We start from the raw sequence: 15,412 nt of genomic DNA, 5'->3' as shown, positions 1-15,412 counted from the left end.
TTAGCGTCATAGCACCTGGCGCCGTTGCAGGTGAGGAGGAACGATGAAAGTAACAGTGCTTGGATGCGGAGCCCTTGGCCAACTCTGGCTTACAGCGCTATGCAAACAGGGACACGACGTTCAGGGCTGGCTGCGAATTCCCCAGCCCTATTGCAGTGTGAACGTAATTGGTACAGACGGTTCAATTTTCAACGAGTCTTTGACGGCAAACGATCCGGAATTTCTTGCCACCAGCGATTTGCTGCTGGTCACGCTGAAGGCCTGGCAGGTCTCCGATGCGGTGAAAAGCCTGGCCGCCCAGTTACCTGAAAGCACGCCAATCCTGCTGATTCACAACGGTATGGGTACCATTGAAGAGCTAAAATCTGTCCGGCAACCGCTGCTGATGGGGACAACCACCCACGCGGCACGTCGCGACGGTAACGTCATTATCCATGTTGCCAGTGGTATCACCCATATCGGTCCTGCGCGTGAACAGACCGGCGATTACAGCTATCTTGCGGATACCCTGCAAAGCACGCTGCCTGACGTCGCCTGGCACAATAACATTCGCGCGGAACTGTGGCGCAAACTGGCGGTGAACTGCGCGATCAATCCGCTGACCGCCCTGCTGGATTGCCCTAACGGTGAACTGCGTCAGCATCCCGATCGGGTAGCGCTGATTTGCCGGGAAGTTGCCGCCGTCATTGAACGCGAAGGCTACCACACCTCAGAGTCCGATTTACGTTATTATGTCGACCAGGTCATTGAGAGTACGGCAGAAAATATCTCCTCAATGTTGCAGGATATCCGGGCTATGCGGCATACCGAAATTGATTACATTACCGGTTATCTGTTAAAACGCGCCCGGGCACACGGTATTACCGTTGCGGAAAACAGTCGTCTGTTTGAGTTAGTAAAACGAAAGGAGAGTGAGTATGAGCGCATCGGCACTGGTATGCCTCGCCCCTGGTAGCGAAGAGACAGAAGCGGTCACCACCATTGATTTGATGGTGCGTGGTGGTATTAAGGTTACTACCGCCAGCGTCGCCAGCGACGGAAGTCTGGCGATTACCTGCTCGCGTGGGGTGAAGATCCTGGCGGATGCACCGCTTGTACAGGTGGCGGACGGTGATTACGACATTATCGTTTTGCCGGGTGGGCTGAAGGGTGCAGAGTGTTTCCGCGACAGCCCGCTGCTGGTTGAAACCGTTCGTCAGTTTCATCTTTCCGGGCGTATCGTCGCGGCAATCTGTGCGGCCGCGGGTACGGTGCTGGTTCCGCACGACATTTTCCCCATCGGCAATATGACAGGCTTCCCTGGCCTGAAGGACACAATTCCGGAAGACCAGTGGGTGGATAAACGCGTGGTCTGGGATCCGCGCGTTAACCTGCTCACCAGCCAGGGGCCGGGCACTGCCATTGATTTTGGCCTGAAGATAATTGACCTGCTGGTTGGGCGCGAAAAAGCGTACGAAGTGGCGTCATCGCTGGTGATGGCGGCGGGGATTTATAATTTCTACGAAGCCTGATGTCCTCCCGGGCTGGCAACGCGCTGGCCCGTCTGCCCTACAGAAATAGTGCAGCCAGCGTCACAGTTCTGTGATTCATTTTCCTGCCCTGAAGCGTCTCCCCACCGTTTTACCCTTTCAAAAACCCTTTATTTTCAGACAAATAATCAAATCTGCACCGCATTGCATGCCTGTTTGACAGGCTAAAAGAACCGTGAAAAACTGCATTCAACTGGTATATACCAGTTTAAAAATCCGCCAGCAAAGCCTGATGACATCAACAGCGGCGGGAGAGCAGAAATCTCTTCTGGAGTAAGCAATGTGATTACATTTCTTGAGCACAGAGTCATTCCTGTACTGATTCGCGTAGGCGAAAATAAAATACTGGTCGCCGTGCGCAACGGTATTGCGCTGACCTTACCCTTCACCATCACCGGTAGCCTGTTTCTCATTCTCGCCAATCTACCGATACCCGGCTGGAGTGAATGGCTTGGCCCGTTTGCCGAAAAGCTCAGCGCCCCGGTGGGCGTTACCTTTGGTGCGATAGGGCTGATTTCTGCGGTGGGTATCAGCTACAACCTCGCGAAGGAGTACAACCTCAACGCTATCACCTGCTGCATAGTCACGCTGGTGGTGTTCTTACTGGCGCAACTCAACGACAGCTATCAGCTCAACGTTGACAATCTTGGTGCGGCGGGGCTGTTTTCTGCCATAATCCTGGCGATTTTGACGGTGCACATCATGCGATTTTTTATCCGGCACAACGTCGTGATCACCCTGCCGGAGGGCGTGCCTCCTGCCGTGGCGCAATCTTTTGCGAGCCTGATCCCCGCCGCGGTAGCAATCACTCTGATCTGGCTGATTAGGGTCATCCTGAATTTTGATATCAACCACTTCTTCACCCTGCTGCTCAGCCCGCTCGTCTCCGGCCTCGGTTCGCTGCCGGGCATGCTGGTGCTTATTTTTCTGATTTCGCTGCTGTGGTGCTGCGGCATACATGGCGACAACGTGCTTTCCGGCATCACCAGTCCCATTTTCCTGAAATACATCGCTGAAAATACTCAGGCCTATCTGCATCATCAGCCCATTCCCCATATTACCGCCGACGGGTTTTATATCGTCTTTATGTGCCTGGGCGGAACGGGCGCGACCATGGGGCTGGTCATTGCCATGCTGCGTTCCCGCAGTCGGCTGTACAAATCAGTGGGCAAGCTCTCCCTGCCCTCCGCGATATTTTGTATTAACGAACCTGTCATTTTCGGTTGCCCGATAGTCTTCAACCCACTGCTGATGATCCCGTTTACCCTGACGCCGATGATCCTGTGCATCTCAACCTGGTCGCTGATGTACTTCGACATCATTGGTCGCCCCGTCTTACAGATCCCCTGGACCATGCCGCCGATTTTCGCCGCATGGTTCGTGACCGGCGGCAATATCCCTGCCGTGATCTGGTCCGTCTGCACGCTGGTTATTTCCGCCCTGGTCTGGCTGCCGTTTTTCAAACTGGCCGAGCGCAAACAACTTGAAACCGAAGCGGCCGAAGAGAATGCCCGCCGCAACGCGGACACGCTTTCCGACCCCATCTTGTAAAAAGGAACCACGATGAAAAAGCTCAAGGTTGTCACTATTGGCGGCGGCTCCAGCTACACGCCAGAATTGATCGACGGTTTTATCAAACGCTACGCAGAGCTGCCGGTCACCGATTATTATTTGCTGGATATTGAAGAGGGAAAAGAGAAGCTGGAGATTGTCGGAAAGCTGGCCCAGCGCATGGTAGCTGAAGCCGGGCTCCCAATGAATATCCACCTGACGCTCGATCGGGAAGAGGCGCTGAAAGATGCCGATTTTGTCACCACGCAGCTGCGTGTCGGCTTTCTTGATGCCCGCATCAACGATGAAAAAATCCCGCTAAAATACGGCGTTCTGGGGCAAGAGACGACAGGTCCCGGCGGGTTTATGAAAGCTCAACGCACGATCCCGGTCCTGCTGGATATCTGTAAGGACATGGAAAGATGGTGCCCGAACGGCTGGCTGATTAACTTCACCAACCCGGCCGGGATTGTCACCGAGGCAATCACCCGCCACTCGGCCATTCGGACCATAGGCATTTGCAGTGGCGCAAACAGCATGATGATGGACATCGCCAAAGCCTACGGCGTGCAGAAGTCGGACGTTTACGCACGCATTATTGGTCTGAACCATCTTATTTTTGCCGACCAAATTTTCCTCAAGGGAGAGGATTATACCGACGACTTTATTGAAAAACTGGCCGAGGGCAGCGCAAATAACTCCCTGAAAAATATACCGGACATTGGGTTTAGTGCCCGCTTTGCCAGGGCACTCCACATGTACCCTATCTCCTACCTCAAATACTATTTTTTGACCCGCGAGATGACCGACGCCGCGCTGCGCGATGCAAATACTAAGGGAACCCGCGGCGAGCAGACGCGCGAAATTGAGCAACGGCTTTTTACGCTTTATCAGGATCCCCATCTCGCGCACAAGCCGAAAGAGCTGGAGCAGCGCGGAGGCGCATGGTACTCCGATACTGCATGCTCGATCATCAGCGCTATTTATAACGATAAAAAAGAGATCCACGTCGTAAATGTTCCTAACAGGGGCACAACACCCGATCTGCCGGATCACGTTACGCTGGAAACCAACGCCATGATCGACCGAAACGGCGCGCATCCCCTCGCCTATGGCAGGCTGCCCGTGAAGATCCGCGGCCTGATCCAGAGCGTGAAGGCCTATGAAGAGCTCACCGTTGAGGCCGCTGTCACTGGAAATTACGACACGGCGCTGCTGGCGCTGAGCGTAAATCCCCTTGTGCCTTCTGCCGCCGCGGCAGAACAGATCCTTAATGAATATCTTGAGGTCAACCACCGTTATTTACCCCAGTATGCTAAACGTAAGGACGCACAATGAACGTAGAACAGACAGACGATTATGCGGCGCTGAGTGACGCCGTGGCGAAAGCGGTCATTGAAACCGTTACGCAAAAACCCGATGCGCTGATTTGCATCGCGGGTGGAGATACGCCGCTGGGCGTTTTTGCCGCGCTTGTGCACGCCAGCAAACAGGGTAGGGTCGATTTTTCCCGTGCGGCATTTGTTGGCCTGGATGAGTGGCTGGGGCTCGGTCAGGCCGATAAAGGCAGCTGCCGGGAGATGGTATGGGGCCATTTCTTCAGCCACCTGGCCCTGCGCGACGATCAGATCTGTTTCTTTGATGGCCTGACGCAATCCCCCGAGGAAGAGTGTCAGCGTGTGGATAACTTTATTACGGCCCACGGTGGGCCTGACATCATTGTGTTGGGGATCGGTATGAACGGCCATATCGGCTTCAATGAACCGGGCGCCGCCCTCGATACCGGTTGCCACATCGTGGACCTGGATGCGGTGACGCAGGCCGTTTCGGTTAAATACTTCGGCCAGCAGCGTCATATCCGTCAGGGCATTTCGCTGGGGATGAAGACTATCCTGGCCTCACGGGCCATTATTTTGATGGCAAGCGGCGAGAAAAAAGCCGACATCATCGCAACAACCGTCAATTCCGCACCGGACCCGGCGGTTCCCGCGACGCTGCTAAAGCCGCACCCACGGTTAAGGATCATTGTCGATAAAGCGGCAGCCGCTAAGCTGTAAAAGAGAAACAGGCGCTGATGCGCCTGTTATCGTTTGATATGCATATTCTTGACGCGGAAAATATCTGCCCGGTTGTAGCTGATGGAGAAGTTAAATGCTCTACCGTCATCGAGGCGCGTGACTTCGGTAATTTTCAACATCGGCTGGCCTGGCAGAATATTGAGATGGGCCGCCAGCTCCTCATCAAAAAGATCCGCTTCAATCAGTGAATCGGCGTCGCTGATTTTCTTACCGGTAAAGTCTTCAATATAGCCATACAGCGATCCCTCTTCGAGAATAGCCTGCGGAACAGTGGCAACCACCTTGTGAGGAATATTGCTGTCTTCAATTAACACCGGCTGTCCGTCCAGTAAACGGATACGGCGAATAAACCAGACATCATCACCCTGCGCAATTTCGAGGTGCTGTGCCAGCGCCGCGTCGGCGTGAAGGGTCGTCAACGTCAGCAAGCGGCTGGTTACATTGACCCGCCCCTGAAATTCACGGGAAAACCCGAGAATACTGTCACTCTTTTCATTATTCAGAATGTAAATATTGCTGGCAGTATTCTTTAAAACAAACATGCCCTTGCCGTGGATACGCTCGATATACCCTTCCTGTACCAGCATCGCCATGGCTTTCTGAACCGTTACGCGCGTAACGTCATAAATACCGGCAAGATCGCGCTCCGACGGAATGCTTTCGCCCTTTTTGTAGACTTCATTGAGAATATCTTTTTTGATTCTCTCTTTGATTTCCCAGTACTTATGTTTTTTTTCCATTGTCGATTACCCGGCCAAAAAGAGCATAGAATCGCAGGCCCGGTAGCGCTCGCGCCACCGGGCGAGAAACTACGGGCGATACACCTTCACGTTCGCGAAGCCCTGCTCACGCAGATACAGCGCCTGCAAACGGCTCATGACCCCACGTTCGCACCACAGCAGATACGTTTTGCTCTGGTCGAGATCGCCAAACTGGGTGCTCAGCTTGTAGAACGGCAGCGAAACCACCTCGACGCCTTCCACCTGCAACGGCTTGTCATCCTGCTCATCAACAGAACGGATATCCAGAATCGTATCGTTAGCACCGAAGCCGCTGACCGTCTCCACCTCAACCACTTCCTGCTCGGTCTGCTGAGCGATCTCACGGATATCGATGTTGGACGCTTCCGCCACCACTTTTTCCAGGATGCTGAAATCGAAGTTCTCTTCTTCCGCTTCGATCTTCGCCTTCACCGCTTTGATGGTTGGACTTTTTGAGATCACACCGCAATATTCCGGCATGGTGCGGGCAAAATCTTCAGTACCGATTTTACGCGCCAGATCGATGATGTGCTCTTTATCGTGAGAGATCAGCGGACGCAGGATCAGCGTATCAGACACGTTATCGATAAGACGCAGGTTAGTCAGCGTCTGGCTGGAGACCTGCCCCAGCGCTTCACCGGTGACCAGCGCCTGCACGCCGTAGCGCTCAGCCACTTTGGACGCCGCACGCACCATCATACGTTTCAGCACCACGCCCATCTGGCCGTCGTCCACTTTTTCGAGGATTTCGCCGACCACCGGCTCAAAGTTGATCGCCACAAAACGCACGCGGTGAGAGCTGCCGAAGCGGTTCCACAGGTAATGCGCCACCTGACGTACGCCGATTTCATGCGCCGCGCCGCCCAGGTTAAAGAAGCAGTAGTGCACGCGGCAGCCACGACGCATCAGCATATAGCTGGACACGCCGGAGTCGAACCCGCCGGAGATCAGCGACAGCACATCTTCCTGAGTGCCGATAGGGAAACCGCCAATACCTTCATAACGACCCTTGACCAGCAGCAGGCGATCGTTTTCGATCTCAAGGTTAACGGTGACGTCCGGGTTAGTCAGGCGCACGCGCGCCGTTTCAACGTGCTGGTTCAGACCACCACCGACGTAGCGCTCAACCTCAATAGAGCTAAACTCATGCTTACCCCGGCGCTTCACGCGCACGCAGAACGTTTTCCCTTCGATCTGGTCGCGGTACTGCACCAGCGCCTTTTCGAAGATATCGTGCATATCGGTGAAGGGAACGTCTTCCACTTCCAGAATATGGTGAATACCCGGGATACGGGTCAGCGCGTCGCGAATATCAAGACGTTTGTTTTCGTCTTTCGCGCGGACTTCTACGTGGTCCCAGTGACGCACCACGGCGAGCGTTTCGTCGTAGTGTTTTAATACGTTACGAATGTTCCCGGTGAGAATTTTAATAAAGCGCAAACGCACGGATTGGCTTTTGATGGTGATTTCAGGGAACAATTTAATGATAAACTTCATGGCGGCAATGTTTCTTAGGCAAGCTTATAAAGGCTTGTAGTGGAAAATGATACAGCAGCCCACACCCGTGGCTGCATCCAGGCGCGCAAGTATACCACCATCGCGCCACTCGCGTTATTTGATAATTGCCCCGAGTCCGTTACCATGTCAGGGCGAAAAATTTAAGAGTCAATTCACTATGCCGAAGAAAAACGACGCACCGGCCAGTTTCGAAACTGCGCTGAGTGAACTGGAGCAGATCGTTATCCGTCTTGAGAGCGGCGATCTCCCGCTGGAAGACGCGCTCAACGAATTTGAACGCGGCGTGCAGCTCGCGCGCCAGGGGCAGGTAAAACTCCAGCAGGCCGAGCAGCGTGTGCAGATCCTGCTTTCCGACAGCGAAGACGCTAAAACCACGCCATTCACACCGGACGCCGAGTAAATGGATTTTTCCAACGCGCTTCAGGCGCGCGTTATCCGCGCCAACGATGCGCTGCGCCGATTCATTGAGCCGCAGCCTTTTCAGAACACTCCACTGGTTGAAGCCATGCACTATGGCGCACTCTTGGGGGGTAAACGCCTGCGTCCGTTCCTGGTGTATGCCACGGGCAATATGTTCGGTATCAGCGATAACACGCTGGACGCCCCGGCAGCCGCCGTGGAGTGTATCCACGCCTATTCGCTGATCCACGATGATTTGCCGGCCATGGACGATGACGATCTGCGTCGCGGTCAGCCAACCTGCCATATCAAATTTGGCGAAGCGAATGCCATTCTGGCGGGGGATGCGCTGCAAACCCTGGCCTTCTCCATTCTGAGCGATGCGCCGATGGTTGAGGTGAGCGATCGCGATCGTCTGGCAATGGTGTCCGAACTGGCAATGGCCAGCGGCGTCGCCGGGATGTGCGGCGGCCAGGCACTGGATTTAGAGGCTGAAGGGCGTCAGGTTACTCTGGAACAGCTGGAGCGCATCCACCGTCACAAAACGGGCGCACTGATTCGTGCAGCCGTTCGCCTGGGCGCGCTGAGCGCGGGTGAACGCGGGCGTAAAGCCCTGCCGGTTCTGGACAGATACGCAGAAAGTATCGGTCTGGCATTCCAGGTTCAGGATGACATTCTGGATGTGGTGGGCGATACTGCAACATTGGGAAAACGTCAGGGTGCGGATCAGCAGCTTGGCAAAAGTACCTACCCCGCCCTGTTGGGCCTTGAGCATGCCCAACGTAAAGCCCGGGATCTGATAGACGATGCCCGCCGGTCGCTGAATGAGCTGGCCGCGCAATCGCTGGATACCTCGGCACTGGAAGCGCTAGCGGACTACATAATCCAGCGTGATAAATAAACTATAAATCTCGATGAGCCTTTGATGAGTTTTGATATTGCCAAATACCCGACACTGGCGTTAGTTGACTCCACTCAGGAGTTACGTCTGTTGCCGAAAGAGAGTCTGCCGAAGCTGTGTGACGAGCTGCGTCGCTACCTGCTCGACAGCGTTAGCCGCTCCAGCGGCCACTTCGCCTCCGGACTTGGCACGGTTGAGCTGACCGTGGCGTTGCATTACGTCTATAACACGCCGTTCGATCAGCTGATCTGGGATGTAGGCCACCAGGCCTATCCGCACAAAATTCTGACCGGACGTCGCGATAAAATTGGCACCATTCGCCAGAAAGGGGGCCTGCACCCGTTCCCGTGGCGCGGCGAGAGTGAATATGATGTGTTAAGCGTCGGCCACTCTTCCACCTCCATTTCTGCGGGCATTGGTATTGCCGTTGCCGCCGAAAAAGAGAATAAACAACGCCGCACCGTCTGCGTGATTGGCGACGGGGCGATCACCGCCGGGATGGCCTTTGAGGCCATGAACCACGCGGGCGATATCAAACCGGACATGCTGGTGATCCTCAACGACAACGAAATGTCGATCTCCGAGAACGTCGGCGCGCTGAATAACCATCTGGCGCAGCTGCTGTCCGGCAAGCTTTACTCCTCACTGCGTGAAGGCGGTAAAAAAGTCTTCTCCGGCGTACCGCCGATTAAAGAGCTGCTTAAGCGTACCGAAGAACACATCAAAGGCATGGTCGTGCCGGGTACGCTGTTCGAAGAGCTGGGCTTTAACTATATTGGCCCGGTGGACGGCCACGATGTGCTGGGCCTGGTGACGACGCTTAAAAACATGCGCGACCTGAAAGGCCCGCAGTTCCTGCATATCATGACCAAAAAAGGGCGTGGTTACGAACCGGCGGAAAAAGATCCGATCACCTTCCACGCGGTGCCTAAGTTCGACCATACCAGCGGCTGCCTGCCGAAAAGCAGCGGCGGGATGCCGAGCTACTCAAAAATCTTTGGCGACTGGCTGTGCGAAACGGCGGCGAAAGACAACATGCTGATGGCGGTGACGCCTGCCATGCGTGAAGGCTCCGGCATGGTGGAGTTTTCCAAAAAATACCCGGACCAGTATTTCGACGTGGCTATCGCCGAGCAGCACGCGGTAACCTTTGCTGCGGGCCTGGCGATTGGCGGCTACAAGCCGGTGGTAGCGATCTACTCTACCTTCCTGCAACGCGCCTACGATCAGGTTATCCATGACGTTGCCATCCAGAAGCTGCCGGTGCTGTTTGCTATCGATCGCGCGGGCATTGTGGGAGCTGACGGCCAGACGCACCAGGGCGCGTTTGATCTCTCCTTCCTGCGCTGCATCCCTGATATGGTGATCATGACGCCAAGCGACGAAAACGAGTGTCGTCAGATGCTGTATACCGGTTACCACTATCAGGACGGTCCCTGCGCGGTACGTTATCCGCGCGGTAATGCCCTTGGCGTTGAATTACAGCCGCTGGAAAAACTGGACATCGGTAAAGGTCTGGTGAAACGCCGCGGTGAAAAAGTGGCGATCCTGAACTTTGGTACGTTGATGCCGGAAGCGGCAAAAGTCGCTGAAAACCTGAATGCAACGCTGGTCGATATGCGTTTCGTGAAGCCGCTCGATGAATCTCTGATTCTGAGCATGGCGGAAAGCCATGATGTGCTGGTCACGCTGGAAGAGAACGCCATCATGGGTGGCGCGGGTAGCGGCGTGAACGAAGTGCTGATGGCGAACCGTAAGGCCGTTCCGGTGCTTAATCTCGGCCTGCCGGACCACTTCATCCCGCAAGGCACCCAGGACGAGGCGCGCGCCGACATTGGTCTGGACGCCGCCGGTATCGAAGCTAAAATCCGCACCTGGCTGGCCTGATCCCTCCCCTTTTCTGCTCCTGCTATGCTTAAACGTATTGTTTAAACAGCAGGAGCGGAACCATGCAATACACGACATTAGGAAAAACGGACCTTAAGGTGTCCCGGCTTTGCCTGGGATGCATGACGTTTGGCGAGCCTGACCGGGGAAATCATGCCTGGACGCTGCCGGAAGAGAGCAGCCGCCCTATCATCAAGCGCGCCATTGACGGCGGCATCAACTTCTTCGATACCGCCAACAGCTACTCAGATGGCAGCAGCGAAGAGATTGTGGGCCGCGCCCTGCGAGATTTTGCCCGTCGTGATGACGTTGTGGTCGCCACTAAGGTGTACTACCCGTCAGGCGATCTGGCGGAAGGCCTTTCTCGCGCGCAGATCCTGCGTTCCATTGATGACAGCCTCAGACGCCTGAACATGGATTACGTCGACCTGCTGCAAATCCACCGCTGGGATTACAACACCCCGATCGAAGAGACGCTTGAAGCGTTAAACGACGTTGTGAAAGCCGGTAAAGCGCGCTACATCGGCGCATCGTCCATGCATGCCTCACAGTTTGCCCAGGCGCTCGATCTCCAGGCGCAGCACGGCTGGGAGCGCTTTGTCACCATGCAGGATCACTACAACCTGATTTACCGGGAAGAAGAGCGCGAGATGCTGCCGCTCTGCTACCAGGAAGGCGTGGCGGTGATCCCGTGGAGCCCGCTGGCGCGCGGAAGGTTAACCCGTCCGTGGGGGGAAACTACCGCCCGGCTGGTATCGGATGAAGTGGGTAAAAACCTGTATGACGATACAGAAGCCAGCGATGCGTTAATTGCCGAACGCTTAGCCGGGATCGCCGACGATATCGGTGCAACGCGCGCGCAGGTGGCGCTGGCGTGGCTGCTGAGCAAGCGCGGTGTCGCCGCGCCGATTGTGGGCACGTCGCGGGAAGAACAGCTGGATGAGTTGTTGAGTGCGGTGGACTTATCGTTGACGCCGGAGCAGATTGCCGAGCTGGAGACGCCGTATCAGCAGCATCCGGTGGTAGGGTTTAAATAAACACTTGCCGGGTGGCGGCTTCGCCTTACCCGGCCTACGATCGCACCTTTTGTAGGCCGGGTAAGCGCAGCGCTACCCGGCAACACAGAGCGCACAAACTCACGCGAAGTGATCGTACCCTTTCCAGTCAAGCGTAACCGGGGCGCCGTCGCGGACAAACAGCAGCCCTTCACTTTCCGGCATCACCTGCCCGATGCAGGTAAATTTCGCCCCCAGATGCGCTAACGCCACATCCAGCGTTCCGCGATTCAGCTCAGGCACGGTGAAGCACAGCTCATAATCTTCTCCACCGGATAACGCCCAGCGCAGCGCCTGTTCAGGTTCGACATGGCGAAGCAGTTGCTCCGACAGCGGGAACAGATCCAGGTCAACGCGTGCGCCCACGCCGCTGGCCTTCAGGATATGGCCGAGATCGGAGATCAGCCCGTCAGAGAGATCAATTGCCGAACTGGCCCGCTCGCGCAGCGCCTGGCCGTGCAGAATACGCGGCGTTGGCCGCAGATGACGCTTCACCAGATACGCCGCATCGTCAGCATCTTCAACCGTTAAACGGTTCTGAAGGATCGCCAGCCCTGCCGCGCTGTCACCCGGCGTACCGGTCACGTAGATCCAGTCGCCTGGTTTTGCACCCGAGCGCTTCAGCGCGCGCCCGGCAGGCACATAGCCGTGGATTGCCAGGGTCATGGACAGCGGACCGGCGGTGGTATCACCGCCAATCAGCTGCATATCGTAATAATTCAGCTGTTCAAACAGGGCATCGCTGAAGGCTTCAAGCCAGGCTTCATCCACCTCCGGCAGGGTCAGAGCCAGCGTCAGCCAGGCCGGGTCGGCGCCCATTGCCGCCAGATCGCTGACGTTGACCGCCAGCGCCTTATACGCCAGATCGGCAGGATCGATATCCGGCAGGAAATGACGCCCACACACTAAGGTGTCGGTGCTGATTGCCAGCGTCTGTTTTTCGGGAATATTGAGAAGTGCGCAGTCATCGCCAATGCCGGTTTCAACATCAAGACGAGAGGTTCTGACACGGTCGAAATAACGGGCAATCAGGGAGAATTCGCCGCATGCCATACGTTATGCCTCAGCAAATTAAATAAAAAAACCGGAGCCGCACTGCCAAAAAGGCAATGCAAGACTCCGGTTTGCGGATCACTTTTTGTGGGGACGGATCGCAGGTGCGGCTTTATCCAGCACGCCGTTAACAAACTTGTGGCTGTCTTCAGCGCCGAAGGTTTTCGCCAGTTCGATCGCTTCGTTGATGGCCACTTTGTACGGCACATCATCACGTTTAGACAGCTCAAACAGCGCGATACGCAACACTGCTTTTTCGACCTGGCCCAGCTCTTCGAGCAGACGGGACAGGTATGGCTTCATCAGACCATCGAGATACGCGCTATTAGTCGCCACTCCCGACAGCAGTTCACGGAAGTACAGAACGTCAACGTCTTTCACGTCCTGTTCTGACAGGAACTGGTATTCAACATCAGCGATGTCGTTCTGGGACAACTGCCAGGAGTAAAGTGCCTGGACGGCACATTCACGGGCGCGGCGACGAGCAGCAGGTTTCACGGAATTCCCCTTACAAAAAAATCAGGCCTTGATGGCTTTCAATACATTGATCATTTCAAGCGCGGTCAGTGCAGCTTCTGCACCTTTGTTACCGGCTTTGGTGCCAGCACGTTCGATGGCTTGTTCAATACTTTCGGTGGTCAGCACGCCGAACGCGACAGGAATTTCAGCATCCTGTGCAACGTGTGCCAGACCGTTGCTTGCACCGCCCGCAACGTATTCGAAGTGCGCAGTGCCGCCACGAATAACAGTACCCAGCGCAATCACCGCGTCGTATTTACCGGTTTTCGCCAGCGCACCCGCCGCCAGTGGCAGTTCGTAAGCGCCTGGAACCCAAACGACGGTAATGTTGTCATCTTTAACCTGGCCGATACGTTTCAGGGCGTCAACCGCACCTTCCAGCAGGCTATCGTTGATGAAGTTGTTGAAACGCGCAATGGTGATGGCGACGCGAGCGTCCGGGGTAGCTACAGCAGCTTCAATAATGTTCATACTCTTCCTTTACGGGTTCATTTGGCCCCGCAGGGGGGCGGATTTTATCATAATACTTTGCGCACTGCTTCCCTATTTCAGGAGCAATTACGCTGTCGTTAAATGGAGGCAGACATCCGGGCCTACCGGACGAATCTCGCTGAATGAGAGTTGCGGCGCATCGGCCAGTTTTTCAAGGCCGGGCAGCACAAACAGGCCGCGCGCGTCGTTACCTAACAGTTTAGGCGCAACGTAGACGAGAAGCTCATCCACCAGCCCCGCCTGAAGCAGCGCGCCGGCAAGCGTCGGGCCAGCTTCAACCCAGATGCTGTTGACCTGCTGTTTGCCGAGCAGCATCATCAGCACCACCAGATCCAGATGCCCGTTATGTTCCGGCACCATAATACTGCGCACGCCTTGCGGCCATTCGCGCGTATCTTCTTTGGTGCGGGCAATCCAGGTTTCACCCGGCTGCTGCACGATGCGGTGCTCCGGCGTCACGCGGTTCTGGCTATCAATAATAATGCGCAGCGGCTGACGCAGGTTCTCCTGCGGATAGAGCGCCTGCGTATCCGCATTCAGCTCTTCCCAGCGCACGGTCATGGCCGGATCGTCAGCCAGTACCGTTTCACTGCTGGTGAGAATAGCATGGCTTTGCGCGCGCAGACGTTGCACATCGCGCCTTGCCTGCGGCGAGGTGATCCACTGGCTCTCGCCGTTCGCCATCGCCGTGCGGCCATCCAGTGACGCGCCAAGCTTAAGCTGGATAAACGGGAAGCCGGTGCGCATACGCTTCAGGAAGCCTTTGTTGATGTTTTCGGCATCCTGCATCATCAGGCCGTGGCTGACGTCGATGCCTTCCTGTTGCAGACGATACAGACCGCGGCCCGCCACCTGCGGATTAGGATCCTGCATGGCGGCGACAACGCGCGAGACGCCCGCCGCAATCAGCGCCTCACAGCACGGCGGCGTACGTCCGTGATGGCTGCATGGCTCCAGCGTCACATAGGCCGTCGCGCCACGCGCTTTCTCACCCGCCATGCGCAGGGCATGCACTTCAGCATGCGGCTCGCCTGCGCGGTAGTGAAAACCTTCCCCCACAATCTCGCCATCTTTAACAATGACGCACCCGACATTGGGATTAGGGTGAGTGGTAAACCGACCGTGCTGCGCCAGCTTCATGGCTCGCGCCATGTACATCTCGTCGTGCATGGGCTTAATCCTGTAAGCGGGCGATCTCTTCGCCAAACTCTTTGATGTCTTCGAAGCTGCGGTAAACGGAGGCAAAGCGGATATAGGCGACTTTATCGAGCTTTTTCAGCTGTTCCATCACCAGATTGCCGATCATTTTGCTCGGCACTTCGCGCTCACCTAACCCCCGCAGATAAGATTTAATATGGTTTAACGCCATTTCGACATCATCGGAGCTGACGGGCCGTTTTTCCAGCGCCTTGAGCATCCCGCTACGCAGTTTCTCTTCATTGAACGGTTCGCGCACATCGTTACTTTTTACCACGCGCGGCATTACCAGCTCTGCCACCTCAAAGGTGGTAAAACGCTCGTTGCACACCAGACACTGCCGACGACGACGCACGGAAGACCCTTCGCCTACAAGACGCGAGTCGATGACTTTGGTATCCACAGCGGAGCAAAATGGGCAATGCATACGATGTCCCTGTTATCTGGTTAACTGATTTCTATTTTACCCTGA

General features: G+C 55.7%; 16 protein-coding genes. 9 read left to right on the top strand and 7 right to left on the bottom strand.

The window, feature by feature from the left end; genetic code table 11:
- Nucleotides 1-43 precede the first annotated feature (43 nt).
- The 5 genes from panE to ACOTY5_RS00560 all read left to right on the top strand — a co-directional run bounded on the left by panE (nt 44) and on the right by ACOTY5_RS00560 (nt 5,137).
- Nucleotides 44-955: a 2-dehydropantoate 2-reductase gene (panE, locus tag ACOTY5_RS00580; protein ID WP_033486684.1), complete on the top strand. Its 912-nt coding sequence runs from the start codon at nt 44-46 to the stop codon at nt 953-955.
- Entirely contained in the window at nt 918-1,511 is a 594-nt protein-coding gene (gene yajL / locus ACOTY5_RS00575) for a protein deglycase YajL (RefSeq protein WP_023296019.1), read from the top strand. Before panE ends, yajL begins: the two co-directional genes overlap by 38 nt.
- Before the next feature lie 300 nt (nt 1,512-1,811).
- Nucleotides 1,812-3,080, top strand: coding sequence for a PTS sugar transporter subunit IIC (locus ACOTY5_RS00570; RefSeq protein WP_062933925.1), 1,269 nt, complete (start codon nt 1,812-1,814; stop codon nt 3,078-3,080).
- 12 nt (nt 3,081-3,092) lie between these two features.
- Entirely contained in the window at nt 3,093-4,418 is a 1,326-nt protein-coding gene (locus ACOTY5_RS00565) for a 6-phospho-beta-glucosidase (protein ID WP_015571289.1), read from the top strand.
- Complete coding sequence (locus ACOTY5_RS00560; RefSeq protein WP_017383175.1) at nt 4,415-5,137, top strand: glucosamine-6-phosphate deaminase; 723 nt, start codon at nt 4,415-4,417, stop codon at nt 5,135-5,137. Before ACOTY5_RS00565 ends, ACOTY5_RS00560 begins: the two co-directional genes overlap by 4 nt.
- A gap of 26 nt (nt 5,138-5,163) precedes the next feature.
- Here the strand turns inward: ACOTY5_RS00560 and ACOTY5_RS00555 are convergent, their stop codons facing one another.
- Entirely contained in the window at nt 5,164-5,898 is a 735-nt protein-coding gene (locus ACOTY5_RS00555; RefSeq protein WP_017383174.1) for a GntR family transcriptional regulator, read from the bottom strand.
- Between the two features lie 69 nt (nt 5,899-5,967).
- Nucleotides 5,968-7,416, bottom strand: a complete 1,449-nt coding sequence (gene thiI, locus ACOTY5_RS00550; RefSeq protein WP_006809903.1) for a tRNA uracil 4-sulfurtransferase ThiI — start codon at nt 7,414-7,416, stop codon at nt 5,968-5,970.
- Between the two features lie 178 nt (nt 7,417-7,594).
- On the opposite strand from thiI, the gene xseB reads away from it, so the two are divergent.
- The 4 genes from xseB to ACOTY5_RS00530 all read left to right on the top strand — a co-directional run bounded on the left by xseB (nt 7,595) and on the right by ACOTY5_RS00530 (nt 11,661).
- Entirely contained in the window at nt 7,595-7,837 is a 243-nt protein-coding gene (gene xseB, locus ACOTY5_RS00545; RefSeq protein WP_015571292.1) for an exodeoxyribonuclease VII small subunit, read from the top strand.
- The gene (gene ispA / locus ACOTY5_RS00540; RefSeq protein WP_017383172.1) at nt 7,838-8,737 is read left to right on the top strand and encodes a (2E,6E)-farnesyl diphosphate synthase; all 900 of its coding nucleotides are present in this window, start codon (nt 7,838-7,840) and stop codon (nt 8,735-8,737) included.
- 24 nt (nt 8,738-8,761) lie between these two features.
- The gene (dxs, locus tag ACOTY5_RS00535; protein WP_015571294.1) at nt 8,762-10,624 is read left to right on the top strand and encodes a 1-deoxy-D-xylulose-5-phosphate synthase; all 1,863 of its coding nucleotides are present in this window, start codon (nt 8,762-8,764) and stop codon (nt 10,622-10,624) included.
- Nucleotides 10,625-10,686: 62 nt separating this feature from the next.
- Entirely contained in the window at nt 10,687-11,661 is a 975-nt protein-coding gene (locus tag ACOTY5_RS00530; RefSeq protein WP_045142046.1) for an aldo/keto reductase, read from the top strand.
- 99 nt (nt 11,662-11,760) lie between these two features.
- Here the strand turns inward: ACOTY5_RS00530 and thiL are convergent, their stop codons facing one another.
- The 5 genes from thiL to nrdR all read right to left on the bottom strand — a co-directional run bounded on the left by thiL (nt 11,761) and on the right by nrdR (nt 15,367).
- Nucleotides 11,761-12,732 (bottom strand): thiamine-phosphate kinase, encoded by a 972-nt coding sequence (thiL, locus tag ACOTY5_RS00525; protein WP_045142045.1) that lies wholly within the window; start codon nt 12,730-12,732, stop codon nt 11,761-11,763.
- Nucleotides 12,733-12,810: 78 nt separating this feature from the next.
- Entirely contained in the window at nt 12,811-13,230 is a 420-nt protein-coding gene (nusB, locus tag ACOTY5_RS00520; RefSeq protein ID WP_006809908.1) for a transcription antitermination factor NusB, read from the bottom strand.
- A 21-nt stretch (nt 13,231-13,251) separates the two neighbouring features.
- Nucleotides 13,252-13,722, bottom strand: a complete 471-nt coding sequence (gene ribE / locus ACOTY5_RS00515; RefSeq protein WP_003859098.1) for a 6,7-dimethyl-8-ribityllumazine synthase — start codon at nt 13,720-13,722, stop codon at nt 13,252-13,254.
- A gap of 87 nt (nt 13,723-13,809) precedes the next feature.
- A complete protein-coding gene (ribD, locus tag ACOTY5_RS00510) occupies nt 13,810-14,913 on the bottom strand; it encodes a bifunctional diaminohydroxyphosphoribosylaminopyrimidine deaminase/5-amino-6-(5-phosphoribosylamino)uracil reductase RibD (protein ID WP_045142044.1) in 1,104 nt (367 codons plus the stop codon).
- Between the two features lie 4 nt (nt 14,914-14,917).
- Nucleotides 14,918-15,367 carry a transcriptional regulator NrdR gene (gene nrdR / locus ACOTY5_RS00505; RefSeq protein ID WP_003859099.1) on the bottom strand — a complete coding sequence of 150 codons (450 nt, stop codon included), beginning with the start codon at nt 15,365-15,367 and terminating at the stop codon, nt 14,918-14,920.
- Between the last annotated feature and the right edge of the window lie 45 nt (nt 15,368-15,412).

Origin of the sequence: Enterobacter cloacae complex sp. SHL018 (assembly GCF_049237905.1) — a bacterium.
GTDB lineage: Bacteria > Pseudomonadota > Gammaproteobacteria > Enterobacterales > Enterobacteriaceae > Enterobacter > Enterobacter hormaechei_C.
The sequence above is the reverse complement of the archived record's forward strand: the minus strand, read 5'-3'. Positions and strand labels throughout refer to the sequence as shown.